General features: G+C 53.0%; 23 protein-coding genes. 15 read left to right on the top strand and 8 right to left on the bottom strand.

Features of this window, described 5'->3' with window-relative positions:
* Positions 1 to 123: 123 nt before the first annotated feature.
* Together ACWI0H_RS10910 and ACWI0H_RS10905 are read left to right on the top strand one after the other, a co-directional pair.
* A complete protein-coding gene (locus ACWI0H_RS10910; protein ID WP_133732462.1) occupies positions 124 to 954 on the top strand; it encodes a 3-oxoadipate:acetyl-CoA acetyltransferase in 831 nt (276 codons plus the stop codon).
* Between the two features lie 215 nt (positions 955 to 1,169).
* A complete protein-coding gene (locus ACWI0H_RS10905) occupies positions 1,170 to 1,457 on the top strand; it encodes a sll1863 family stress response protein (protein WP_027959459.1) in 288 nt (95 codons plus the stop codon).
* Between the two features lie 83 nt (positions 1,458 to 1,540).
* Here ACWI0H_RS10905 and ACWI0H_RS10900 read toward each other — a convergent pair whose 3' ends face one another.
* The 3 genes from ACWI0H_RS10900 to ACWI0H_RS10890 all read right to left on the bottom strand — a co-directional run bounded on the left by ACWI0H_RS10900 (position 1,541) and on the right by ACWI0H_RS10890 (position 4,097).
* The gene (locus tag ACWI0H_RS10900; protein ID WP_485873455.1) at positions 1,541 to 2,752 is read right to left on the bottom strand and encodes a toxic anion resistance protein; all 1,212 of its coding nucleotides are present in this window, start codon (positions 2,750 to 2,752) and stop codon (positions 1,541 to 1,543) included.
* A gap of 104 nt (positions 2,753 to 2,856) precedes the next feature.
* Positions 2,857 to 3,798 carry a cobyrinic acid a,c-diamide synthase gene (locus ACWI0H_RS10895; RefSeq protein ID WP_485873454.1) on the bottom strand — a complete coding sequence of 314 codons (942 nt, stop codon included), beginning with the start codon at positions 3,796 to 3,798 and terminating at the stop codon, positions 2,857 to 2,859.
* A 110-nt stretch (positions 3,799 to 3,908) separates the two neighbouring features.
* Complete coding sequence (locus tag ACWI0H_RS10890; protein WP_133732465.1) at positions 3,909 to 4,097, bottom strand: YgaP family membrane protein; 189 nt, start codon at positions 4,095 to 4,097, stop codon at positions 3,909 to 3,911.
* A 369-nt stretch (positions 4,098 to 4,466) separates the two neighbouring features.
* Here ACWI0H_RS10890 and ACWI0H_RS10885 point away from each other — a divergent pair, with 369 nt between their 5' ends.
* The 4 genes from ACWI0H_RS10885 to ACWI0H_RS10870 all read left to right on the top strand — a co-directional run bounded on the left by ACWI0H_RS10885 (position 4,467) and on the right by ACWI0H_RS10870 (position 10,232).
* Complete coding sequence (locus ACWI0H_RS10885) at positions 4,467 to 5,588, top strand: endonuclease/exonuclease/phosphatase family protein (protein WP_227405177.1); 1,122 nt, start codon at positions 4,467 to 4,469, stop codon at positions 5,586 to 5,588.
* Between the two features lie 310 nt (positions 5,589 to 5,898).
* The gene (locus tag ACWI0H_RS10880) at positions 5,899 to 7,206 is read left to right on the top strand and encodes an ATP-grasp domain-containing protein (RefSeq protein ID WP_133732467.1); all 1,308 of its coding nucleotides are present in this window, start codon (positions 5,899 to 5,901) and stop codon (positions 7,204 to 7,206) included.
* Between the two features lie 195 nt (positions 7,207 to 7,401).
* Positions 7,402 to 9,024, top strand: coding sequence for a BCCT family transporter (locus ACWI0H_RS10875; RefSeq protein ID WP_342582640.1), 1,623 nt, complete (start codon positions 7,402 to 7,404; stop codon positions 9,022 to 9,024).
* A gap of 302 nt (positions 9,025 to 9,326) precedes the next feature.
* Positions 9,327 to 10,232, top strand: a complete 906-nt coding sequence (locus ACWI0H_RS10870; RefSeq protein ID WP_133732469.1) for an extracellular catalytic domain type 1 short-chain-length polyhydroxyalkanoate depolymerase — start codon at positions 9,327 to 9,329, stop codon at positions 10,230 to 10,232.
* A 70-nt stretch (positions 10,233 to 10,302) separates the two neighbouring features.
* Here the strand turns inward: ACWI0H_RS10870 and ACWI0H_RS10865 are convergent, their stop codons facing one another.
* Positions 10,303 to 10,707 (bottom strand): hypothetical protein, encoded by a 405-nt coding sequence (locus ACWI0H_RS10865; RefSeq protein ID WP_273190551.1) that lies wholly within the window; start codon positions 10,705 to 10,707, stop codon positions 10,303 to 10,305.
* A 473-nt stretch (positions 10,708 to 11,180) separates the two neighbouring features.
* Between ACWI0H_RS10865 and ACWI0H_RS10860 the strand changes: the two genes are divergently transcribed.
* Positions 11,181 to 13,847, top strand: a complete 2,667-nt coding sequence (locus tag ACWI0H_RS10860; RefSeq protein WP_485873453.1) for a bifunctional acetate--CoA ligase family protein/GNAT family N-acetyltransferase — start codon at positions 11,181 to 11,183, stop codon at positions 13,845 to 13,847.
* 60 nt (positions 13,848 to 13,907) lie between these two features.
* Positions 13,908 to 16,640: an HAD-IC family P-type ATPase gene (locus ACWI0H_RS10855; protein ID WP_485873452.1), complete on the top strand. Its 2,733-nt coding sequence runs from the start codon at positions 13,908 to 13,910 to the stop codon at positions 16,638 to 16,640.
* Positions 16,641 to 16,709: 69 nt separating this feature from the next.
* Here ACWI0H_RS10855 and ACWI0H_RS10850 read toward each other — a convergent pair whose 3' ends face one another.
* The 3 genes from ACWI0H_RS10850 to ACWI0H_RS10840 all read right to left on the bottom strand — a co-directional run bounded on the left by ACWI0H_RS10850 (position 16,710) and on the right by ACWI0H_RS10840 (position 18,454).
* Entirely contained in the window at positions 16,710 to 17,771 is a 1,062-nt protein-coding gene (locus tag ACWI0H_RS10850) for an ion channel (RefSeq protein ID WP_133732473.1), read from the bottom strand.
* A 216-nt stretch (positions 17,772 to 17,987) separates the two neighbouring features.
* The gene (locus ACWI0H_RS10845) at positions 17,988 to 18,131 is read right to left on the bottom strand and encodes a hypothetical protein (protein ID WP_166650407.1); all 144 of its coding nucleotides are present in this window, start codon (positions 18,129 to 18,131) and stop codon (positions 17,988 to 17,990) included.
* Complete coding sequence (locus ACWI0H_RS10840; RefSeq protein ID WP_133732474.1) at positions 18,128 to 18,454, bottom strand: hypothetical protein; 327 nt, start codon at positions 18,452 to 18,454, stop codon at positions 18,128 to 18,130. The genes ACWI0H_RS10845 and ACWI0H_RS10840 overlap by 4 nt, the downstream gene beginning before the upstream one ends.
* A 344-nt stretch (positions 18,455 to 18,798) precedes the next feature.
* On the opposite strand from ACWI0H_RS10840, the gene ACWI0H_RS10835 reads away from it, so the two are divergent.
* Both ACWI0H_RS10835 and ACWI0H_RS10830 read left to right on the top strand, forming a co-directional pair.
* A complete protein-coding gene (locus ACWI0H_RS10835) occupies positions 18,799 to 18,981 on the top strand; it encodes a hypothetical protein (RefSeq protein WP_133732475.1) in 183 nt (60 codons plus the stop codon).
* Between the two features lie 142 nt (positions 18,982 to 19,123).
* Complete coding sequence (locus tag ACWI0H_RS10830; protein WP_166650408.1) at positions 19,124 to 19,294, top strand: hypothetical protein; 171 nt, start codon at positions 19,124 to 19,126, stop codon at positions 19,292 to 19,294.
* 95 nt (positions 19,295 to 19,389) lie between these two features.
* Here the strand turns inward: ACWI0H_RS10830 and ACWI0H_RS10825 are convergent, their stop codons facing one another.
* Positions 19,390 to 20,148 carry a dienelactone hydrolase family protein gene (locus tag ACWI0H_RS10825; RefSeq protein ID WP_485873451.1) on the bottom strand — a complete coding sequence of 253 codons (759 nt, stop codon included), beginning with the start codon at positions 20,146 to 20,148 and terminating at the stop codon, positions 19,390 to 19,392.
* A 175-nt stretch (positions 20,149 to 20,323) separates the two neighbouring features.
* Here ACWI0H_RS10825 and ACWI0H_RS10820 point away from each other — a divergent pair, with 175 nt between their 5' ends.
* The 5 genes from ACWI0H_RS10820 (at position 20,324) to ACWI0H_RS10800 (ending at position 22,517) form a co-directional block, all read left to right on the top strand.
* On the top strand, positions 20,324 to 21,004 hold the full coding sequence (locus ACWI0H_RS10820; RefSeq protein WP_133732477.1) for a Bax inhibitor-1/YccA family protein: 681 nt from the start codon (positions 20,324 to 20,326) through the stop codon (positions 21,002 to 21,004).
* Between the two features lie 85 nt (positions 21,005 to 21,089).
* Positions 21,090 to 21,479 (top strand): sulfurtransferase complex subunit TusD, encoded by a 390-nt coding sequence (gene tusD, locus ACWI0H_RS10815; RefSeq protein WP_223288893.1) that lies wholly within the window; start codon positions 21,090 to 21,092, stop codon positions 21,477 to 21,479.
* Positions 21,480 to 21,489: 10 nt separating this feature from the next.
* Entirely contained in the window at positions 21,490 to 21,855 is a 366-nt protein-coding gene (gene tusC, locus ACWI0H_RS10810) for a sulfurtransferase complex subunit TusC (RefSeq protein WP_133732479.1), read from the top strand.
* 18 nt (positions 21,856 to 21,873) lie between these two features.
* Positions 21,874 to 22,164: a sulfurtransferase complex subunit TusB gene (tusB, locus tag ACWI0H_RS10805; RefSeq protein ID WP_280111923.1), complete on the top strand. Its 291-nt coding sequence runs from the start codon at positions 21,874 to 21,876 to the stop codon at positions 22,162 to 22,164.
* Positions 22,165 to 22,166: 2 nt separating this feature from the next.
* On the top strand, positions 22,167 to 22,517 hold the full coding sequence (locus tag ACWI0H_RS10800; RefSeq protein WP_227405185.1) for a TusE/DsrC/DsvC family sulfur relay protein: 351 nt from the start codon (positions 22,167 to 22,169) through the stop codon (positions 22,515 to 22,517).
* Positions 22,518 to 22,550: the final 33 nt, after the last annotated feature.

Here is a 22,550-nt window from a genome sequence, read left to right as displayed (position 1 = left end):
GTAGTTCAAACAATAACGTTTTGGATTGCTAAATGATGCAGGCTCGTAGCAAGTTCCTATAAATGGATCCGATGCTAAACGGTTTAACCTATTTATACTCAATAAAAACAAGGAGAGGCGTCCATGTCTAAGCCCTGTATTATCTGTGTAGCCATCACTGGCAGTCTGCCACGCAAAGAGAATAACGCTGCAGTACCCATCACTATTGATGAACAGGTTGAAAGCACTCAAGCGGCGTTTGAAGCCGGTGCCAGTATTGCCCATTGTCATGTGCGTAACGATGATCAAACGCCCTCGTCCGATCCAGAGAAGTTTGAACGTCTTATGGAAGGTCTTAAGAAGCATTGCCCAGGCATGATTATTCAGTTTTCCACCGGCGGGCGCTCTGGTGCAGGTGAGGCTCGCGGTGGTATGTTGTCGCTTAAACCCGATATGGCCAGCCTTTCGGTAGGCTCTAATAACTTTCCAAACCGCGTTTATGAAAACCCACCTCAGTTGGTGGAATGGCTTGCCGCTGAGATGCTCAAGTACGATATTAAACCCGAAATTGAGGCATTTGATCTATCGCACATTCATCAGGCGGTCTCGCTTTCTAACCAAGGAAAACTCAAATCACCGCTTTACGTCCAGTTCGTAATGGGCGTAAAAAATTCAATGCCAGCAGACAAGCCAACGTTTGATTTTTATATTGAGACGCTCAAGCGACTGGCGCCGGACGCCCAATGGTGCGGTGCAGGTATTGGAGCAAATCAGTATTTGCTTAACGAGTGGTCGATCGCTGCGGGCGGCCATACACGCACTGGTCTTGAAGATAACGTGCGTCTTGATCGAAATACACTGGCTTCTTCCAATGCTGAGTTGGTAGCGCGAACTGTTGCATTATGTAGTAAATATCAGCGTCCAGTGGCGACTTGGAAGAAAGCGCGTGAAATATTGGGGCTTAAAATTACTTAAAGGTTGTCACCGGGATACCAAGCAAGGCACTCGTCATTGCCATTAAACTAGAAAAAGAAACGCCTTCAACGATACTTTTAGCATGTGTTCGCGTTGTAGCTGTCAGCCTTTCAAGTGCAAGCCTCGGATTAACAAGTTGAGATTTCCAGCTAATCTGGTAGACAGAGATTCACATCGAATCCGTCATACCCGTTACCGCAAGGGGAGGTATCACCATGAGACAGCGCGATGAATTCGTTGAAGAAATGAAAGCCAGGCTCGATGAGTGGAATGCTGATATCGATAAGCTGACTGCCAAGGCGCGTCAGGCGAGCGACGAGGCGAGGGTCAAGTACCAAGAGGACATCGAGCGACTAAAGAAGCGTCAAGCAGAGACTCAGCAAAGGCTCGATGAGCTTCAGCATGCCAGCGAAGCTGCCTGGGAGACTGTCCGCCAAGGTATGGAAGACTCTTGGGAGCTGATGCGCAAAGCCTTCCGGGACGCCTCTTCCCGTTTCAAGTAGTTGATTCAGCGAACCTAAACAGCCAGCTTATTCAACTAGCTTATTCTACTAACAGTGCGCTTCACTTTGAAAAGCCTGAACAATCAGCTGGGGTCGCGACCATCTTTTGGTTGCGATTCGCTGCCTTCTTGAAGGCGTTCGATGGACGCATTTCCCTGTTTAGCCAAAGTCGCTAATCTGTTGATTTGCTCATCCAGCCGGGGCAGGGCCTCTTGCCGATAGCTGGATAGATCGTCGATGGCGCCCATCACCTCGCTGAAAGCCTCCTCAAGCACTTGCATGTCGAGCATTGCGGAGGAGGCCCGCTTTTGAATGTTCACGCCTTGCTGCCGCAGCGCCTTGGCAGTGCCACCAATCATCTGCGAGGTGGTCGTATTGAGGGCTTCGATGCGATCCAGCACCAGGCGCTGATTAGCCATCGCCATGGCCACCGTGACCGCGACGGTGAGCGCCGAGACGGTGACGTTAATGGCTCTGTCCACGCCGCGCATTAATTCACGGTTGTTGCGGATAATCACCTCTAGTGCCAGCACGCCCTGCTGACTCACCGCCAGTTGTTGCTGGAGGTCGACAATGCGCTGACGGAGGGGGAAGAGTAGTTCTTCCTCAAGAAATTGGCGCCGCGGATCATCGCCATCGCGAGCGGCGATCTCCTCCTGCAGGCGCCGATCGATCATGCGCCCCAGCGCAATTTGGCGGTTCAACTCGCCAAGAATTTTAGTTAACGCCTGCTGGTCATCGTTCAGCGTGAGGTTGTCACGATGCAGCATGTCGCGACCGCTTTCCAGATCCTCGATGATCGCATCCAAGGCCTGCTGGGTATTCTCAAACTTGCGAAAGTAGCGCTGCAGGCGGCTATCCAGGCCAGGAATGACCGCTAGAACGCGATCCAATGTAGTTGGTGCCAGGCGATGGCGTGCAGGGTCGAGCCCCTCCATACGCCCGCGCAGATCGGTCAGTGCCTTGGCGACCGGCCCGCCTTCGTCGCCCTGGTGGGCCAGCTTGCGCAGCGGTGTTTGCAGCATGGCACTGCGATGGGCAGCCTGCTGCTGCAGTTCAAGGCCCATCTCGTCCACGGCACGGCGCTGGCGAACCACGGATTCTTCGTCCCCTTCGGCAAGAATGTCTTCGACAAAGCGGTCGGCCATCGCCTCAAGCTCAGGATCGATATCACGCTCATCGGGGGTTACCGACTCAGCCTGACTTGCCCCCAATCGACTAGCTCCCAACTGGTCAGCGATCTCGTCCACCGGGGGCAGGGAGAGGCGACGTTTGTCATCGGATTGCTGAGCCATAGACATCTCCTGAGCTGTTAAAAAAAGCTCGATTAGATAAATCGGTTAAATAAAACCGTTTATAAAAACATAGTAAAAACTGCACGGTAGCACTGAATGCAATCTTAATCTTTGCGGGCATAACGATCTGCACCTTCGACAAAGAGGCGTAGATCCTCCAGTGCTTTTTCGGTGGTAACCGACGCCTGTGGGCGAGCCGTCTCGATGCGCGCCATGGCAACGGCGGTATCGTCGAGTACGGTCAAGGCGGATTCGATACGGGCAGAGAGCTTGTTCAGTCGATGTTCGGTTTCCACTAGCAGATCGAGGCGACGCACCAGGGCCGTGCGCTCTTCATCGCTTAATCGTTTGCCCTCCCGTTCCAATCGACCTCGGACGTAATTACCATCCACGCTAACCACACCCCTTGCCTGGGAGGCCATGGTCGTCAACGTATCCACCGCCCCAAAACAAACTTGAGTGACCAAGCCTTTTGAGCGCTCGAAGGCCAGTTCGCCAGTGTGGAATCGGTCGCCCAGCACGTCCATTACATGGTGGTAGCGGCTATAGAGGCGGTCTGTGAGGATAGCCAGATCGGGACGGTGCACGTCGAGCAGGTTCTGCTTGGCCCGACACATGGCTAGTACGAGGTCGTTGGCTCCCACGGGGGGGCTTGCGGGATCGAGCACCGAGACACCTGCTTCATAGGCGTTGCGCTCCTCTTCAGCCCGCCGTCGCTGTGCTTCGGCCTCTCTTTGAACCTCGAGGCGACGCAAGCGGCGGCGGGCCAGCCAGCCGCGTAGCGTTCGCTCGACAGGGAGTGCCACTGGAATGGCGACGAGGCCCGTCAGCCAGCCAAACAGGCTGGGGCTGAAACCACCCCATAGGGAGGTCAGCCACAGCAGCATGCTGATGGTAGGAACTACCAAGCAATAGCGGGCGATCACCTGTAGTCGACTGGGCGTCGCCAGCGGAACCGCCAAACCAGGATTGAACAGGCCGACCAGTAGCCAGGGCAGGCAGGTCATAAACAGGCCATAGGAAAAACCCTGCAGGAATCCCAACATAGATATGGCTATCCTTCAGTCATGGAGCGCAAACACTGCGCGTAGAATAACTGAGATAGGTCGCTAAGCACCAGTTGGGCAGCTACAGGCCATTGGCTGGCTGAAAGCTACTATTTAACCTTGCAGGTATTAACACCTAGTAGCTTGTAGGCTGGGCAGAAGTTAAATAGCCCTGTGGCAAGCGGCAGCACGCCAATCCACCCCCAAAGCCCGATAGTGCCTGTCAGGGCCAGTACAATCAGTACAATCCCCACCAGGATGCGTAAAATTTTATCGATACCACCGACATTACTGTTCATAACGGACTCCTCGAACTCAGTTTGGTGTGCAATTGTAATAAAGCCTTTGTATTAACCATTTGGAATAACGTAATAACCTATTATTCGCTTGACGAGCATAGCCGTCATTTTGGCTAAGAGCACGACGCAAGTGGTCGTAGCTTGATCCATATCAAGCCAATAGGGTGTTAGTGGTTGCGAACTGATTTACAGCGGGAGAGAGCTGGATTACGTCGATTTAGTGGGTCAGTGCTATGACGGTGTCTCTCAGATAAATGGGCATGCAGCTATCCAGAGAGGGGTATGCTTAAATCGTCACAATATCTGCGGCAATCTAGGCCGGCATAACCGGGATCCTCCTGGTTACCGTTGCCGCATTTGAGAGGTTTCATGTTGTTAAAACTCCTTCTCTGGTTTATCCGGTTATTGGTGCTCTTGATGGTAGTGGTGGCCTTGCTGCCATTAATACCCAGCGGTCAGTGGTGGATCAGGCTGTGGGATTTTCCACGCCTGCAGCTAACGAGCGCGTTGGTCTTGCCAGCGCTCCTTCTGGGCGTTCACGCTTGGCTTAAGCGCCCACGAAAAGAGCACGCCGTATGGGGAGTGGTCATTCTTGTGATAGCAGGATGGCACTTAACACACATCCTGCCGTTTACATCCGTTTGGTCGACTGAGGTGCCCACCGCTGAGGTAGAGCCAAAAGAAGGCCAGATAACGTTAAAAGTGCTGACGGCAAATGTTGATTACAAAAATGATCGGTATGCTGAGGTAGTGGCAATGGTTCAGCAGGAGGAGCCTGATTTACTGCTGCTAATCGAAGTCAATAACGCCTGGGCCGAAGGCTTGGCGCCACTTGACGAGGAGTACGCCCACCGAGTAGGGGAGGTTCGCGATGAGGGGCTTGGAATAGTGCTTTGGTCGCGGATTCCGCTGCTGGAGCAGGGAGTAGAATATTTAGTCTCAGACCGTAGACCCTCCATTTTTGCAACGATTGACGTACCAGGCATCGGGCCAGTGCGCTTCGTTGGCGCCCATCCGGTTCCGCCAGGGCTGCAGGAACGAACCGTTAGCAACGAGGATGAACGACGAGACAGTCGAGAACGCGATGCAGAGCTGATGCTCATTGCTCGGCATGTGGAAGAAGACCCGGACAACCGCTGGATCGTCACCGGTGATTTTAACGACGTTGCGTGGTCTGACACCACCAAGCTTTTCGCTGACTTGAGTGATCTCAAAGATCCTCGCCGTGGCCGGCGATTGCTGAGTACCTACCATGCGGAGTACCCATGGTGGCGATACCCGATAGACCATCTGTTCGTTTCTGACGGTTTCCATCTTATTGATATCGACAGAGTGAAGGTGCAAGGTTCTGACCACTTCGGCCTCGCTACCACGCTAACCGTTGGCCGCAAAGATCATGGCAAGCCGGAGGCTTCCGCAGAAGAAGAGCAGGAGGCCGAAGAGATGGTCGAGGAGGGGGCTGAAGACGCCGCTGAGCATGATGGCGGTTAGTCGAAGACGCGGTAATAAAGGCTCGATCTTCTGAATTTCTTCGATGTGTGTGGTTCTGTTGTTCAACAGCGCTTTAGAAATTATGCCCATCTATCAGTGAGATAACTTCTACAGTTATTCAACAGAAACTCTACAGATTAATTGCCATATGTAACTGGATCGACTAACTTAGTTACACGGGTGCGCTAAAAACTTTCCTAATGCTGGCTTGCTCAATCGCTCCTGAACACAAATGACTGCGGCTCAGCTCACTTGGTGCGCTCCAATCTAAGCCCAGTCAATTTGGGTCAACCAGCAAGGAGGACATCGAATGTCGATATCATCAGAAAAGCAAATGCCCGAAGCAGTAGCGGCCTGGCGTGATCCGGAAATGGACTCGGTTAAAGGCACCGAGACCCCTAAAGATCCGAACAAAGGTTATATCGCTCTACTTGGCTGGAGTGTCAACGCGATCAAGGCTGCGCAGAAATTCGACCGCCGCTATATCGTCGTCGCTCCAGAGTGGGCCGCCGATTTCTGTACCGCGAACAATATACCTTTTATCCCATGGGACTTTATTCGCTTGAATGATCGCTCCATGGAGATAGCCGTAAAGCTCAAGGAAGAAGGTGTAGACGTCGCTATCCCCCTGTTCGAAGAAACCGTTGAGTGGTCTGGTGCCATCAACTCCGTTCTTCTCGACAGCCCGCGCATGTACGGTCAGTCCATTCTGTTCCGTGACAAGGCGCTCATGAAACGCCGTGCTCAGCTTGGTGGCATTCGTGTCGGGATTTTTGAAGAGGCGCACGAGAAAGAAGACATTGTTCGCTTTATGAAGCGCGTCAACCAGACGCTGCTGAAACTTGACGGCGATCCAGATGACCCGATTCACGTCAAGGCCTTCGATAAAGCCGGTTGTCTCGGCCACCGCATGATCCGCACGATAGAAGAAATTGACAACATCCCGGATGAAGAATATCCGCTGCTGATGGAAAGTCACTTGAGCGGTTGGGAGTTTGCCGTTGAAGCCTGGATACATGATGGCAAAATTCAGTTTCTGAATATTTCGGAATACGTGACATTGGGCTATTCGGTATTCGTGCCTGCTACTCAGGAGCTTGAGAGCTGGCGCAATGCGATCACCAAGCAGATTGAGCTGTTGATAAAAACCTTCGATATCCAGTTCGGCCTGATTCACCCCGAGTACTTCGTCACGGCGGACGGCGAGATGTACTTTGGCGAAGTTGCTTATCGCCCACCCGGCTTTAAAGCATTCGAACTGATCGAAAAAGCCTACGGTTTCAACGCCTATCAAGCGTCAATGTTGGTATTCGACCCGAAAAGCACGAAAGAGGAAGTGGCGGCATTCTTCCCCCGTGAAGTGGTCGATGCGAAAGGCTATGCAGGCTGTTTCGGTGTCTATCCACGCCGTCGTGTTGTCAGCAAGCTGGAAATGCCCGAAGAGACGATTAATCACCCGTATTTCGAGTCACACGAACTGGTCGCACCGGCAGAAGAGACCGTGCCCGACCGATCAGCCTTCGGGACTCATTGGGGGCTAGTTTTCTTCTTTGGTGACGATCCCATCAAGATGCGCGATCTGCTCAAAGCTCAAGAGGATCTGGATTTCTACGTCTAGCGTTTGTTAATGCAGTAAGCGGTTCTTTGGGCGCTTGTATCAGTATCAGGAGTACTCCAAAACCTGAAGCTGGTACAGGCGCCCTTTGTTTTTGCCTGTGCGGCTTTCTCCTGGGAAAACTTCAAGGTTCGATAGCGCCTTGGCGTTATCGATCAATGACTCCTATGTTGTTGGAACGACACGGGAGGAATAATAATGGATGCACTAGCGAGAAAATTGGGCCTCAAGACGGATCCGATTATTTTTTTCACGTCCGCAGGGATTATGATCCTTTTTCTTGTGGTGCTGCTGATTGCGCCAGAACCCATAGGGGCAGCTTTTGGTGCCGGTAGGGAATGGATCGTTACCAACCTTGGCTGGTTCTTTATTTTAGGGGTAACAAGTTGGGTAGCATTTCTGCTCTGGCTGGCAATTAGCCGTTACGGGGCGATTCGCTTGGGCGGCAATAATGCAAAGCCTGCCTACGATAATATCTCCTGGTTCACCATGCTGTTCGCAGGCGGCATCGGCACGGTATTGATGTTCTGGGGCGTTGCTGAGCCTATTTCCCACTTTTCTAATCCACCCAGGCCTGATGTCGTCCCTTTCTCTGTGGAAGCCGCCGACGATGCTATGAGTTTTTCAATCTATCATCTGGGTCTACACACCTGGGCGATTTTCGCTATGCCCGGGCTGGCTTTTGCGTACTTTATCTACCGCTACAATCTGCCGATGCGCTTTAGTTCAGTATTCTATCCGCTGTTAGGCGACCGCATTTATGGCCCCCTCGGTAAATCGCTTGATGTCTTCGCGATACTTGGCACCCTGTTTGGTGTAGCCGTCTCTATCGGCTTGGGCACTCAGCAGATCAACGCGGGTCTTACGGAACTGTTTGGTGTTCCGGATTCGGTCATCACCAAGGTGTTCATCATTGCCATACTGACGGCTGTCGCCGTAGGGTCGATCGTGGCGGGGCTGGATTCCGGCGTTAAACGGCTTTCCAATATCAATATCGCCATGGCCGTCGGCCTGTTGCTATTTGTACTCTTTACCGGATCGACCGTTTTCCTTTTACGCGCGGTGGTCGAAACCTTTGGCCTCTACATAACGAATCTGCTGCCCATGGCTTTCTGGAATGACACGCTGGCAAGCTATTCCAGAGATGGCGGTACATGGGGCTGGCAGGGTAGCTGGACGGTATTTTATTGGGCCTGGACAGTCACGTGGTCGCCCTTTATCGGGATCTTTGTAGCGCGAATTTCGCGCGGGCGCACCATCCGCGAGTTCGTCCTTGGTGTGCTTTTTGCCCCCTCCATTTTTACGCTGGTCTGGTTTGCAATCTTTGGCTGGTCGGCAATGGAGATTGACGGGATTGGGCCCGATGCTCGAGAAGCGCTGGGGGAGCAGGCCGGTCTTTTATCCGCCGCTGTAGGTGAAAGCATTCCCCTCGCCATGTTCGCCTTCTTCGAGAACTTCCCGGCTGCCACATTAATCCAGGGCTTGGCCGTTGTGATTGTCGCTATCTTTTTTGCCACATCATCGGACTCTGCGTCCTTGGTAGTCGATATGCTGTGTACCGGCAGCGCAGACCCTGGCCCATGGCATCAACGGGTTTTCTGGGGCGTCTCTGAGGGTATGCTGGCAGCGATGCTCATTGTGCTTGCTGGTGATGCCGGGCTTACCGCCTTGCAGGAGGTGATTACCGTTGTTGGCCTTCCGATGTTCATTTTGGTGTTTGCAATGATGTTCGCGCTATACCGCGGTCTGTCTCAAGAAGACCTTAGCGAAGTGCAGGTGGGGCGCCCGCCCACACGGGAGGAGTTAGCGCCAGATGAATAGGTGAGTGCTTCTAGCCTGAATACTTGAAAATTTCCTTTGCTATGTTCGATAGCGCACGGTGAGTGTTTGCTTTAAGGGCCATCCTACAGGTGAGCGAGGCAAAGGATATGCCTAAACAAGGACGTTGCGCTATGCGCTGCAGGGGACGCAGCGCCCTTTCTCATAGTAAACCGATTGTTCGATAGTATCTCATTCTTCGTACCGCGCTTTGTCCTTGGCATCAGGGATCGTTACCTGGCGCTGTTCTCAACGAGTGGTTTCTATCCTCGGTTGGGCAGAAGTAAACTGGCAAAGGAGGACCTATGCCGACATCTTCAGTCAGCCACGATCGTCTGACCGATATGCAACAATTCGGTACTGACCCTGGGTCGTTGCATGCGGACACCTATATACCGAAGAATTTCCCAAAGAACGGGCCGCTAGTCGTTGTGCTACACGGCAGCACCCAATCGGCGGAAGGCTATAACCGCGGATCAGGCTGGTCTTCCCTAGCTGACGAATGTGGGATAGCACTCCTATATCCGGAGCAGAGAAAAACCAATAACCCGCTTAGTAGCTTCAACTGGTTCAAGTCGGGCGACAGCCGCCGAGGCGATGGTGAACCACTCTCTATTCGTCAGATGATCGAGCAGGTCGTTGATGATCATGACATCGACCCCTCACGCATCTTCGTCACTGGGATGTCTTCGGGGGGCGCCATGACATCTGTGATGCTGGCCACCTATCCTGAGGTGTTTGCAGGCGGGGCGATCATCGCTGGATTACCCTATCGCAGCGCCGACAACCTGATAGAGGCGATGGTTCGTATGAAGGGATATGGTGGCCCATCGGATCACAGGCTCAACAAACTTGTACGCGAAGCCTCAACCTTTGACGGTCCTTGGCCAACAATATCGGTTTGGCATGGCGGTAGCGATTCGACCGTCGATAATGCCAACGCCGATTCCATTGTTCGGCAGTGGCAGCAGATCCATAAGGTTGAAGGGCCACCGACACGTGTAGAGGAGCTTGATGGTTTTCCCCGCCAGATCTGGTGCAACGCGGGTGGTCAGGAGGTGATTGAGGAGTACATCATCGAAGGAATGGGGCACGGCACGCCAATCATGGCCGGCGGAGAAGAAGGTCTCGGGGAAGCAGATAAATATATGCTGGAAGTAGGTATTTCTTCGACCCGGCATATAGCGCAATTTTGGGGCCTAACAGAGTAAAGAAGCGGTGGTCGTGCATGTACCACTACCACCGCTTTATAAGATTCCCACTGTGTTTGAGCGTTACCTCCTATAGTTCACACCAAATCCGCTCTTTAAAGTCTTCGTTGAGTTCGGATACGTTGCGCATGCGGTTAAAAGTGGCCTCAGTCATGTCTCCGGCGATCTGACGGTAACAGGATGCTATCAACTCCGGCGTCAGTGGCCCGTTGAAGCCCAGCATGCAGTGTGTGAGCTTGCTATAGACCGGCGCCATAGTCGCCAGGAAATCGACCTCGTGGCGAAATGCGTCGTTAAGTGTTTCTAGCCAAATGCATTGTAGCTTGGCCGCCGAATTGGACGTTTCAGCCCAAGGCTGATACCAAAAAGCTAGCAAGTATTTGTTATTAATTACGTTGTTATTGTCTACACTGCTACTCTCTACGCTATTATTGGCGGCATTAGTGGAAGCTTTTGGAAACGCTGATGTTGTCATTGTCATAGCTCCTCAAGTGAAGTAGAAAAAGTATAGTACTCATCGCCTTTGCTGAAGAATTTAATAGCTCATGTTTTGACCGACATCAATATTTTAATGTGTAAAGTCGTTAATAATTAGATGGTTAATAAAATGACATGTGTGCTGTGATAGTAATTTTTACCCACCTGAAATAAGTGCTCATTTTACGTTACGGTAAGGTGAACATTGTTTTCGAAATCTTATTTACTGATTTAGCATGAAATATCAATAGGATAAGAAGTTGGCGTGTGTTTTTTAGCATGACAACAAGTGGGGCCAGGAATAGTTGCGCCACATCAATAACTTAACAAATCAAACCATGTTATTTATATGACTAAGCTTTTCTATAGATGAACTCACGCTATAACAATCCATGCGCGTGAAGCAGCTGTCACGAATGCTAAGTTATACATGGGCAGCTCTAGTAAACTTCATCACTAGGTACCGCTACCATGTCGATACGCAATCTAAACGCGCTGTTTTCGCCTGACACGATAGCGCTGATCGGTGCAAGCAACCGCGCTGGTTCAGTGGGTGCCGTGCTGGCGCGAAACCTTTTTGAGGCCGGTTTTTCAGGGCCTATCCTGACTGTGAATCCAAACGAGCGGGCCATCCGCTCAGCGCTCAACTACCACTCCATCAGTGAATTACCGTTGGCTCCAGATCTGGCCATTATCGCCACGCCACCTGACAGCGTGCCGGGTCTTATTCGTGAACTTGGGGAACGGGGGTGTCGAGCGGCCGTGGTGATCACCGCGGGCTTCGGTGAGGGAGAGAGTGCCGATGGAAAAGCGCTCAAACATGCAATGCTGGAGGCCGCTAAGCCTTACTTGATGCGTATTGTCGGGCCTAATTGCCTGGGTATTCTGCTGCCGCACAGGGGGATCAACGCTAGCTTTGCTCATATCATGCCGCAAAAGGGAGACGTTGCCTTCGTGACCCAGTCCGGTGCGGTAGCGACCTCGATTCTAGACTGGGCATCTGCGCGTGGCATCGGCTTTTCGCATGTGATCTCTCTTGGCTCAATGAGCGATATTGATTTCGGGGATATGCTCGACTATCTGGCGCTTGATCCTAATACCCGCTCCATCCTTATCTATATGGAGGCCGTGACCGAGGCACGCAAGTTCCTGTCGGCGGCCCGTATGGCCTCCCGTAACAAGCCTGTGGTGGTCGTCAAGGCAGGTCGCAGTGATGCGGGCGCCAAAGCCGCGCTGTCACATACCGGGGCGCTAGCCGGCTCTGATGCTGTCTACGACGCGGCGTTCCGGCGTGCGGGAATGCTACGGGTCAATACCCTCGATGAATTGTTCCAAGCCGCAGGCACGCTGGCGACCGGCATCCGCGTAAAAGGCGACCGGCTGGCCATCCTTACCAACGGTGGGGGAGCCGGTGTACTGGCGGTTGATGAGCTAGCTGATCGACAAGGTCACCTGGCCGAACTTTCCGAGTCGACGCTGGCGCGCTTGGATGCCTTGCTACCCAAAGCATGGTCCCATGCCAATCCGGTTGACATCCTCGGCGACGCGCCTGGTCAACGCTATGCAGGCGCACTCGAAGCGTTACTCGATGAGCGTGGAGCGGATGCGGTTTTGGTCATGAACTGCCCTGCGGCGGTAGCCGATAGCCTTGACGCTGCCCAGTCCGTGGTTGCGACCTTGGGCGAACGGCGTCCAGCGGTGTTGACCTGCTGGCTGGGTGAAGGGGCGCCTGCCGAGGCCCGCCAGCTGTTTTCCGCGAAGCGCATCCCTACGTATCAAACGCCAGAGCAGGCCATTAGGGCCTTTTCACACTTGTCGAACTACTGGCGTAATCAGCAAGCGTTGATGGAGACACCGTCAGCGGTTGCTGACGATATCATCATCGACAAGGTCAACGCGGAAGCCATCATCGACAGTGTACTCAAGGATGGTCGTAGCGTACTGACCGAGCCGGAGGCAGCGGCAGTACTGTCGGCTTATGGCATTCCAACCGTATCGGCCATCGCAGTGAAGACGCCGGAGGAAGCCTGCGAGGCGGCCAAAAAGTTGGGTTTCCCGGTGGTGCTGAAGATATTGTCGCGGGATATCTCGCACAAGTCGGATGTGGGGGGAGTGCAGTTGAACCTTGCCTCACCCGTGGCGGTGGCTCAGGCGGCGACGGATATGCTCGCTAGCGTTCAACGTGTTGCGCCGGAGGCACGGGTGGATGGATTCAACGTGCAGCCGATGATTCGCCGCCCTGGTGCGCATGAGTTGATTATGGGCGTTGCTGAAGACAGCGTTTTTGGGCCGATCATTCTGTTTGGCCAGGGCGGCACGGCGGCTGAAGTCATCGGTGACCGCGTCATTGGCCTCCCGCCACTCAACCCCCTCCTGGCGAAGGAGATGATCCAAACGACGCGTATCTCTCGCTTGCTGCAGGGCTATCGAGATCGGCCTGCCGCCGATGTGGAAGCCATTACGCTCACCCTGATCAAACTGTCGCAAATGGTCTGCGATCTGGATCGCGTCGCCGAGCTCGATATTAATCCTTTATTGGCCGATTCTTCCGGGGTGATCGCCCTGGATGCGCGTATTGTGGTCAGGGCCGTCCACGGCCAACGTCGACCGCTTGCTATTCGCCCCTACCCGCAGCAGCTCGAAAAAGTTATCGAAACCCGAACTGGCCAGCGTTATGACTTACGCCCCATACGCCCGGAAGATGATAACGCGCTGGTCGAAATGTTCCGTCACTCTTCGTCCGATGACATGAGGCCACGCTTCTTTGCGGCCATCCAGGGGGCTGATGATGCTTTCGCGGCTCGCCTCACCCAGATCGACTACGACCGAGAAATGGCCTTCGTCGCTATGGCACCAGGTAAGCACGAAATCGTCGGAGTTGTTCGCCTGTCTGCTGACCCTGACAAGGAAAAAGCTGAGTTTGCGATTATGGTGCGTCGCGATATGAAGGGAACGGGACTTGGCTATCGTCTTATGCAGGAACTGCTCAACTATGCTCGTGATAGTGGCATCCTGCAGCTCTACGCCGATATTCTGCGAGAGAATCATGCTATGCGGCAAATGGCGGACGAGTTTGGCTTCGTTACTCAGTCAGTCAAAGATGAGACCGATACCGTAACGCTGGTGCTCAAGCTGTAACGCCAGTGCCTGCAACGACAGTACCTCATTAACTCTATTTTCGCTTGCTAGGGAGACAGTATGGACACACCTACTGCCGATACCGATTTATCATCAGAAAGCCCGTCTTTGCAGGTTCACGCAAGGCATGCCGATGATGTCCTTGCGGACTTGGAGACTTCGCTATCGGGGCTGACAGTAGATGAAGCTGCCAAGCGCTTGGAGCAGTATGGGCGTAACCAGTTACCGGCAGTAGCTGGCCGACACCCGCTGCTTCGCTTTCTCGCTCATTTTCATAATGCACTGATCTATTTTCTTTTGGCGGCGGCCATCGCAGCCTTGTTGCTAGGGCATTTTGTCGATGCGTCGGTCATTGTTGCGGTGGTCTTGGTTAATGCAGTGGTCGGTTTTGTACAGGAAGGCAAGGCGGAAAAAGCGCTGAATGCAATCCGTAACCTTATCGCTCCGCACGCTCATCTAGTCAGAGAAGGGAAGCACGTCGAAGTGCCCGTCGATGAGATCGTTCTGGGCGACATCGTATCCTTGGAGGCAGGAGATCGAGTACCTGCAGATTTGCGTCTTATCCGTGCCAGCTCACTGCGAATTGAGGAGGCTATCCTGACCGGCGAGTCGGTGGCTGCAGAAAAGCGGGTTTCACCGGCCCCAAAAGAGGCTGCGCTGGGCGATTGTCACTCCATGGCGTACTCTGGCACGTTGGTGGCCACTGGACAGGCGAAAGGGGTGGTGGTGGCCACCGGTAGCGATACTGAAATCGGACGAATCAGTACCATGCTGCGTGATGTTCAACCACTGACCACGCCACTACTACAGCAGATCAATCGCTTCGGAACGCAGTTTACCTGGGTCACGTTGGCCGTGACGGTTGTTCTGTTTGCCTTTGCGGTGCTGGTACGCGGCCATGTCTGGTCGGAGGCGCTCATTGCCGTTGTGGCCTTGGCCGTTGCGGCGATCCCCGAAGGCCTGCCCGCCGTTATTACCATCACGCTCGCTATCGGCGTGCAGCGTATGGCACAGCGCAACGCCGCTATTCGGCAGCTTCCTGCGGTGGAGACGCTGGGGGCTACATCGGTTATCTGCTCCGACAAGACCGGCACCCTAACGCGCAACGAGATGACCGTGCGTCGGCTGGAAGCCTCCAGCGGCCGAATGATGGTATCCGGGTCTGGCTATGTACCGGAAGGGCGACTGACAGCGGAGACAGCGGCTAACGTGGAGGATACACGGCCAACGGATATCGACAGCCTGATCCTGGCCGGATTGCTGTGTAACGATGCCCAGTTGAGCAATACCGACGGAGAGTGGCATGTGATTGGCGACCCCATGGAAGGGGCGCTGGTGGCGTTGGCTATTAAGGCTGGCCTGGAACCCGAGTCTACTCGGCATGAGTGGCACCGCCTTGATGAGATTCCTTTCGATGCCAAACATCGCTTTATGGCCACGCTCAACGGCCATGCATCGGAGGGGGCGCGTATTTTCGTCAAAGGTGCCCCAGACGAACTGTTGCAACTATGCTCCCTTCAGGCGGATGGAGAGGGAAGTAGGTCGCTGGAACGGGATGCCTGGACGGCACGCATCGCAGAGGCGGCTGCTCAGGGGGAACGGGTGCTCGGCTTAGCGACTAAGCGGCTGCCGTCCGGTACCCACAAGCTAACGTTTGCTGACCTTGATGACAAGTTGGTTTTTGTTGGCTTAATAGGTTTTATCGACCCGCCGCGGGAGGAGGCAATGGCCGCCATTAAAGAGTGCCACTCCGCCGGCATTATGGTGAAAATGATTACCGGCGATCACGCCGCGACGGCAGCGGCTATTGCTCGTCAGTTGGGGCTCGATGACGACCCGCACGTACTAACGGGGCGTGAACTCGATGACATTGCCGATAGCGATCTGCCTGACATCGTTACCGAGACCAGTGTTTTTGCCCGAACCAACCCTGAACACAAACTGCGAATTGTTCGAGCGCTGCAATCGACCGGCGCCATAGTGGCGATGACCGGCGATGGCGTTAATGATGCACCTTCGTTAAAGCAGGCGAACGTCGGTGTTGGTATGGGGCATAAAGGCACCGATGCGGCAAAAGAGGCGTCGCAGATGGTTCTGCTCGACGATAACTTTGCCTCCATTGTGGCCGCCGTGAATGAAGGCCGAGTGGTCTACGACAATATTCGTAAAGTGACGGCTTGGACGTTGCCGACCAATGGGGGCCAAGTATTAGCGGTCATTGCCGCGATTCTGTTTAATTTCGCTATGCCGATGTCAGCCGTTCAGATCCTGTGGATCAACCTTATCACTGGCGTCACACTAGGGTTGTCGCTGGCGTTTGAGGGAGCCGAACCGAATGTTATGCAGCGTCGGCCGAGGCCTGCAGGGCAGGGCTTGCTGACGCCCTTTCTGGTCTGGCGCATCGGGTTGGTGTCATTCTTGTTCCTGATGGCAGTACTGGGTATTTTCTTCTATTCGCTTGGCCGAGGGGATGAGCTAGCCATGAGCCGCACCTTGGTAGTTAATACCATCGTGGTGCTGCAAGTGTTCTATCTTTTCAACGTGCGCTATCTGCACATGACCTCCTTTAACTGGCGAGGAGTGCTTGGAACCCCCGCCGTGTTAATAGCGGTCTCTATGGTCGTCTTTGCTCAGCTAGCATTCACGTTTCTGCCGGTTATGCATCGCCTGTTCGATACTCGGCCGCTAGGTATTGCGGACGGGGTGTTAATCATCGCTATCGGTATCGCCATGATGATAGTGCTGGAAGTTGAGAAGACTCTGGTGCGTAGGACGGGTTGGCTGGGGCAGTGAGCAAGCAAAGGCCTGCCCTCCAAGAGGGCAGGCCCGTTTAATTCATGAAAAACGGCTCACCTCACTTTTTTAACTTTCTGCGGTGAGTAGCTCACTCAACTGTTGCTGTGAAAGGCGTGTATTGGCCATGTAGTAAATAATGTCACCATCCTGCAGTGGACGCTGGGTGTCTGGATTCAACATGCTGCCTTCGCTGTCATCGCTGCTGTTGGCAAGACCAAGCACGGTGGCATTGCATACCTTTTTCGCTTGCATAAATAAGTCGCCGAAGGTGGCTCCGGCAGGCGGCTGGTTTAACCTGGTTTGGTATTGGGTAGCGCCACGATCAACCGCGAGTAGTTCGTTGACGACCCGTGAAATTCCTGCATCAGAGGCTGACCTTACCAGCATTTCCAACGCTAAGGCCTGGGTACATTCGATGCCTGGCAAGGTGCGCCGCAACATTGCTGCGGTGTCGGGATTGGCGCAGTGGGCGACGATATGGGCGTTTTTTGCTTTAAGGCTGTAGGCACTCAGCGCGACGGTAGCAACTCGGTCATCACTCGTGTCGTAGATGATGATGCGGCTGGCGCTCTCAACCCCGGCTCGCTTGAGAAGCTCGGCATTGGAGAAACTCTCCCCTTTGATAAATTTCAAATCCGCCGGGCGTGGGTTACTCATCTCTTTGGTTACGCAGAGCACGACTTCATCAGGTAGGCCTTTATCAGCTTTGAGAATGTCCAAAATGCGTTCTGTGGTTTCGCCGTGCCAGCCAATGACGAGGGTGTGGCCGGATAGGTGGCTAAAATCGCCTTTACCTTGCATCTGTAGTCTCCAAAAATTTGAAAGGGTGACAGTGGCTTTACCGATTAAAGCGGCAAATAGAGAAATGCCGCCTGGAATGAGGTAGAGCGAGGCGATCCACTCGCCAGCTATGGTTGTCGGGCTGAAATCACCGAAACCTACGGTGCTGGAGACGACCACGTAAAAATAAACCCAATCGGTAAGGGAGTCGGCCATCGCTTCGCCGACCAGAGAAAAAAGTACCCAGGCGGTGCCCATATGTGCGAGCACAATAAGTAGAAGGAATGTCCACGAAATTTGTAGCGTCGACGCTTTAAGGACGCGGAGCAGTCGCTGAATAACAGGCATAGCGGTCTCTTACGGTGGTGGTGTACCAGCCTTATTTACTTGGCATGGAAGTTGATGATTTGGTGTTCATACTAAATGGTGAGTGGGTTTCCTTCGCTCCGGATAACCCTTGCTAAAATGAAAAATGAGCTGGGGACAAGGCATGCCTGACAACGTACTCTGAACAAACAAAAGGGCCGCTATTCGCGACCCTTTCATATTTATGAACTGAATTCATCAAGCAAAGCGTTTGGAGAGCCAGGAAAATACGCTATCGGTTAGCGATTTTTTACCATGATGCTCGCGGTGCTGACTCCACACCATACCCCCGGACACAACCGCTAGGCTCATCAACATTCCAGCAAGAATAAGTTCATTCATAGCCTATCATCCTCATCTGAGGTTTTATCGCGCTCTATATAACCATAGCCGAACGACCCTACAAAAATCAATATTATACCTAGCCCCACGCCAAGCCAAACGTTATCGGTATTTAGGCTGGGGTTGGTGACTACCCAGCCAGCAGTGAAGCAGGTAGCAACAACAATAACCCCCACGTTCCGAGTAGCTTCTAAGAACTGCTGACGCGTTGCTCGAGCGCCGATTTTACGGCGGTGGGCTGAAGCCCTACGTTCTAATAAGCTTTTCTTGAGCCTGGCGCGCAGGGCCTCCTGTGGGTCTTTACCGCCATGAGGTTCTTTCAAGCCATCACCTGTCATTTTTCCAGCAAAATCAACAAAAAAGTATTAAAACTACCCCTCCCGCTTTGTTCACCTGGGTGCCGCGTATGCAGTTGCCATCGACACATGGTGTCGCTAGCCTACTCAGCTAGTTAGCGGCAGTCAGCGATTCTTGTTGAGGTGGGACCTGAGCTACACCCGGCAAGTATAAAGGTGAGCAGGAAAAGGGCAACGAGGGTTTTGATTGGCAACCCCTTGTCAGCAATAGTCCTTTCGGCATTTAACTTAATAGGTATAAGACATGTGACGGAACATCATGCTATACGCGCATGTCATAGTTACGACTTTCTTTTTTCTAGGATAAGCATATGGATCGTGTATTCGCATGGGATCACCACCACAGTCAGATCGTTTACCGCATTCCAGGCCATCAGTATGACGATGGCCGAGAAGATAGCGATCTTTCTCCCGTATGGTTGCCCGCGGAGGAATCAGATTTACCCGAGGGGGTAACGATTGAGGACTTGCGCAAGGTATCCGTTAAGGATTAGCCGCGGCATGGTCTGAGCTGCTGCTCTGCGTGCTATTCAACGCTTTAGAACAAGGTATTTTCAAGCGCATAAAATACATTGTGTTTGGCTAGCGATCGGCTAATATGCGGATGTTAGCCCCTCCCTCTCTGGATATGCCGCCATGTTGAAAGGTTTGATCGTCTGTTTTGCGGTGTTGTTTGCGCAATTGGCGGTTCTGCATTTGGTTGACGCTCGTCTCTACAATTCTCCTCAAGATGCACGTCAAACGGCGCTGACCACCGTTACGCCGCATAAAGATGAAAAAGAAGACGAAGAAGAAGCGCAAAGCTGATTAGTCGCCAACTAAATACAGGTTTTAAGTACGCATTAGCTAAATTGAATTTTCAATACCCCTAGCAGCGCCTGGCAAAGCTAGGGGTATTTGTTTTAAAGCATTTCATCCAGCCAAGTATTAAAGGCTGCCCAAGAGCGTTGGTCGGCGCGTTCGTGATACGCATCGCTGCCAAACACGCTGAAAGCGTGGGGAGCGCCGGAATAGATACCGACTTCATAGGTCACACCTGCGGTTTCTAACTCCTCAGTCAGGGTGGCAACGTCCTCTAAGCTAACCGCAGTGTCGGCACCGCCGTGGGCGATAAAGATAGGTGCGGTTTCACTTGAGTAAGACTGGCCATCGGGGGTTGTTAGACCACCGTGAAAGCTGGTGTACGCTGCTATATTGTCGGCTTCACCGGAGCGGGCGATCTCTAGCGCTACGGCGCCACCAAAGCAGTAACCCATGATGACCGTTTGCCCGGCAGCACCTTGCTCTCTTGCCTGGGCTAAACCACCCAAGGTCAGGGCCCGCATGCGTTCTCTGTCTTGGTAGAGTCGATTGGTTGCGGCGCGCTTATCTTCGACTGCTTGGGGGCGGTTGCCTTCACCATATAGATCCACGGCAAATACGTCGTAGCCTTCATCGGCCAACATATCAGCACGCTGGCGCTCATAATCATCCAGCCCGTCCCAGTCATGAACGATTAGTACGCTGCCTTTTGTATTGTCACCCGCAGAAATAAAATAGCCCTGAAAATCCTCGTCATTCACGCTATAGGCAATATTTTCTCCAGCAGGGGAGAACGCCATTGCAGGCAGTGCCAGCGTAAAAAGTGCTAATGCGCTGGCAGGGAGTAGAATTTTTTTCATGTTTTTGGTGTCCAAAGAAGTGTCCAACAAGCATAGACAATGCTCGCTGAGCTGATTCAACGTTGAATAACCATTTACGAATAGGTCTTTGTGAAATAGACAAAGGCTTGCGTCTGGAACTCGGTAACGGCATGCTTGTCAGTTGTTGGAAATACCATTTAGGGAGCATGAACACATGGCTTACAACGATTTACGTACGGCACGTCCTCAGTCGAGTGGCGTTGCCAACAGTGTTAGCACTAACAAGGTGTTGCGTAACACCTACGCGCTACTGGCAATGACGCTGCTGTTCTCAGCAGTCACTGCGGGTGCTGCTGTGGCCCTCGGTATCCAACAAATGAACATCTTCGTGTTCTTGATTGGTGCCTACGGCTTAATGTTTCTGGTACATAAAACCGCTAACTCCGCGGCTGGCTTATTGGCAACGTTCGCCTTCACCGGCTTTATGGGCTTTACGCTTGGGCCGATTCTCTCTGCCTACCTGACCCTGCCTAATGGCGGTGCGTTGATTATGAACGCGTTGGCCATGACCGGTCTGACGTTTGTAGGTCTTTCAGCGGTAGCGCTAACCACCAAGAAAGACTTTAGCTTTTTGAGCAACTTCTTGATGGCGGGCGCCATTGTGTTGATTCTGGCCATGGTGGCTGGGTTCTTCTTCCAAATTCCGGCGCTTTCATTGATGGTATCAGCAGGCTTTGTGCTGTTTGCTTCAGCAGCCATTCTGTATCAAACCAGTGAGATCATTCACCGCGCTGGCGAAACGAACTACATTCTCGCCACGGTGACGCTCTACGTATCCATCTACAACCTGTTCGTTAGCCTGTTGTCGATTTTGGGTATTATGAGTAACGATTGATCCGAGTAAGCGATAGACGATATGACAGGCCCTATTTGATAGGGCCTGTCTTTTTTTAGGGTAACCGTTATCAGGTATTAAGATCATGCAGTACGGCTTATTGGTGATGGGGGCGCCGTATAGCAGCCCAGCTCCTCACTCTGCATTGCGTTTTGCTCATGCCGTTCTAGCGCGTGGACATCAAATTACGGGTGTTTTTTTTTATCACGACGGCGTTCATAATGCCTCTTCGTTGATGGCCCCCCCCCAGGATGAGCTCAATCTTAGTGAGGCCTGGGCTGAACTGAGCCAGCAGCACGGGGTTCAATTGGATGTCTGTATTGCCGCAGCGTTGCGGCGTGGGTTGATGAGCGAATCAGAAGCGCAGCGACACGGCAAGCAGGCCTTTAATGTAGCCCCGCCTTTCGAGTTGACCGGGCTTGGGCAACTGCTTGAGCTGCAGCAACGCACTGATCGTCTGATCACGTTTGCTTAAAGGAGTGCTAATGGCAACACCTGATGCGCTATTAGTGATAGTTCGCCACGCACCACATAGCTCAAACTGGCTACGTGAAGGATTAGATGCCGCATTGGTCGCGGCTGCCTTTGGCCAGCCCGTGCATCTGCTGTTTATGGGACAGGGTATAATGGCACTGCTGAAAGAGCAGGGCAGTGGCGCACCGGGCCAAAAAGCCACGCTGCCCACCATTGATATGTTGGAAATGTACGATATTGACAAGCTTTGGGTGACCGAAGGGGCGCTGCAAGGGATGTATCTATCCGCCGACTCTCTGGTAGGGGGCGTTACTATGATAACCGAGCAGGAAGTTCCTGGGATTTTGCAGCAACATTCCAAGATACTTAATTTCTAGGGCCAAGTGAGCGTCATTATGATTCTACACATCCTCACCAAAGCGCCTGACAGCAGTGCATCCACTCAAATGCAGCAAGCGATAGGGGGGCAGGATGCCGTGCTGCTGATCGAAGAAGCCGTTACAGCTGCGCTAGATCCCACCTGGGAGGCATGGCAGCAGTGTCAGTCGCGCATATTCCTTCTATCGGAAGACCTTGTAAGCCGCGGGCTTACAAACATAGCCGCGGATAATGAGCTGCCCACGCTAGAGGTGGATGGCTTTGTAGCGCTGACTGAGCAGTATGAAAAGACAGTTACTTGGTACTAGGCATGTCAGAGACAAAAATATACCGTTATCTTGATTCGCAAAACAGATATCCGCTAGACCCAGAAGGATATCTTGTTAATCAGTCACAGTGGGACGAATCCGTTGCTTGTTTAATGGCGGAAGAAGAGGGCTTAACGCTTACCGCTGAGCACTGGGAAGTCATCGACGTAGTGAGGGCGTTTTATCAGCGTTACGAAATGGCACCGGCGATGCGGCCGCTGGTGAAAGCAACTAAAAACGCACTGGGTGATGAAAAAGGGCGTTCTATTTACCTGATGCAGCTCTTCCCCGGCAGTCCGGCAAAGCGGATCGCACGCCTGGCCGGTTTACCGAAGCCCACCAACTGCCTATAACCCCTGTGAATAGCTCGCCGGTTTGCGAACAGC

This window comes from Halomonas sp. NYA30, from assembly GCF_976980765.1.
This window is presented reverse-complemented; position numbering and strand designations above follow the sequence as displayed.

Coding starts and splice junctions, on each gene's coding strand:
- ACWI0H_RS10865 (WP_273190551.1), bottom strand. CDS start 10,707: ATGACAACATCAGCGTTTCCAAAAGCTTCCACTAATGCCGCCAATAAT.
- ACWI0H_RS10830 (WP_166650408.1), top strand. CDS start 19,124: ATGTTGAAAGGTTTGATCGTCTGTTTTGCGGTGTTGTTTGCGCAATTG.
- ACWI0H_RS10825 (WP_485873451.1), bottom strand. CDS start 20,148: ATGAAAAAAATTCTACTCCCTGCCAGCGCATTAGCACTTTTTACGCTG.
- ACWI0H_RS10910 (WP_133732462.1), top strand. CDS start 124: ATGTCTAAGCCCTGTATTATCTGTGTAGCCATCACTGGCAGTCTGCCA.
- ACWI0H_RS10875 (WP_342582640.1), top strand. CDS start 7,402: ATGGATGCACTAGCGAGAAAATTGGGCCTCAAGACGGATCCGATTATT.
- ACWI0H_RS10885 (WP_227405177.1), top strand. CDS start 4,467: ATGTTGTTAAAACTCCTTCTCTGGTTTATCCGGTTATTGGTGCTCTTG.
- ACWI0H_RS10855 (WP_485873452.1), top strand. CDS start 13,908: ATGGACACACCTACTGCCGATACCGATTTATCATCAGAAAGCCCGTCT.
- ACWI0H_RS10900 (WP_485873455.1), bottom strand. CDS start 2,752: ATGGCTCAGCAATCCGATGACAAACGTCGCCTCTCCCTGCCCCCGGTG.
- ACWI0H_RS10890 (WP_133732465.1), bottom strand. CDS start 4,097: ATGAACAGTAATGTCGGTGGTATCGATAAAATTTTACGCATCCTGGTG.
- tusD (WP_223288893.1), top strand. CDS start 21,090: ATGCAGTACGGCTTATTGGTGATGGGGGCGCCGTATAGCAGCCCAGCT.
- ACWI0H_RS10860 (WP_485873453.1), top strand. CDS start 11,181: ATGTCGATACGCAATCTAAACGCGCTGTTTTCGCCTGACACGATAGCG.
- ACWI0H_RS10800 (WP_227405185.1), top strand. CDS start 22,167: ATGTCAGAGACAAAAATATACCGTTATCTTGATTCGCAAAACAGATAT.
- tusB (WP_280111923.1), top strand. CDS start 21,874: ATGATTCTACACATCCTCACCAAAGCGCCTGACAGCAGTGCATCCACT.
- ACWI0H_RS10870 (WP_133732469.1), top strand. CDS start 9,327: ATGCCGACATCTTCAGTCAGCCACGATCGTCTGACCGATATGCAACAA.
- ACWI0H_RS10895 (WP_485873454.1), bottom strand. CDS start 3,798: ATGTTGGGATTCCTGCAGGGTTTTTCCTATGGCCTGTTTATGACCTGC.
- ACWI0H_RS10820 (WP_133732477.1), top strand. CDS start 20,324: ATGGCTTACAACGATTTACGTACGGCACGTCCTCAGTCGAGTGGCGTT.
- ACWI0H_RS10845 (WP_166650407.1), bottom strand. CDS start 18,131: ATGAATGAACTTATTCTTGCTGGAATGTTGATGAGCCTAGCGGTTGTG.
- ACWI0H_RS10880 (WP_133732467.1), top strand. CDS start 5,899: ATGTCGATATCATCAGAAAAGCAAATGCCCGAAGCAGTAGCGGCCTGG.
- ACWI0H_RS10905 (WP_027959459.1), top strand. CDS start 1,170: ATGAGACAGCGCGATGAATTCGTTGAAGAAATGAAAGCCAGGCTCGAT.
- ACWI0H_RS10850 (WP_133732473.1), bottom strand. CDS start 17,771: ATGCCTGTTATTCAGCGACTGCTCCGCGTCCTTAAAGCGTCGACGCTA.
- tusC (WP_133732479.1), top strand. CDS start 21,490: ATGGCAACACCTGATGCGCTATTAGTGATAGTTCGCCACGCACCACAT.
- ACWI0H_RS10835 (WP_133732475.1), top strand. CDS start 18,799: ATGGATCGTGTATTCGCATGGGATCACCACCACAGTCAGATCGTTTAC.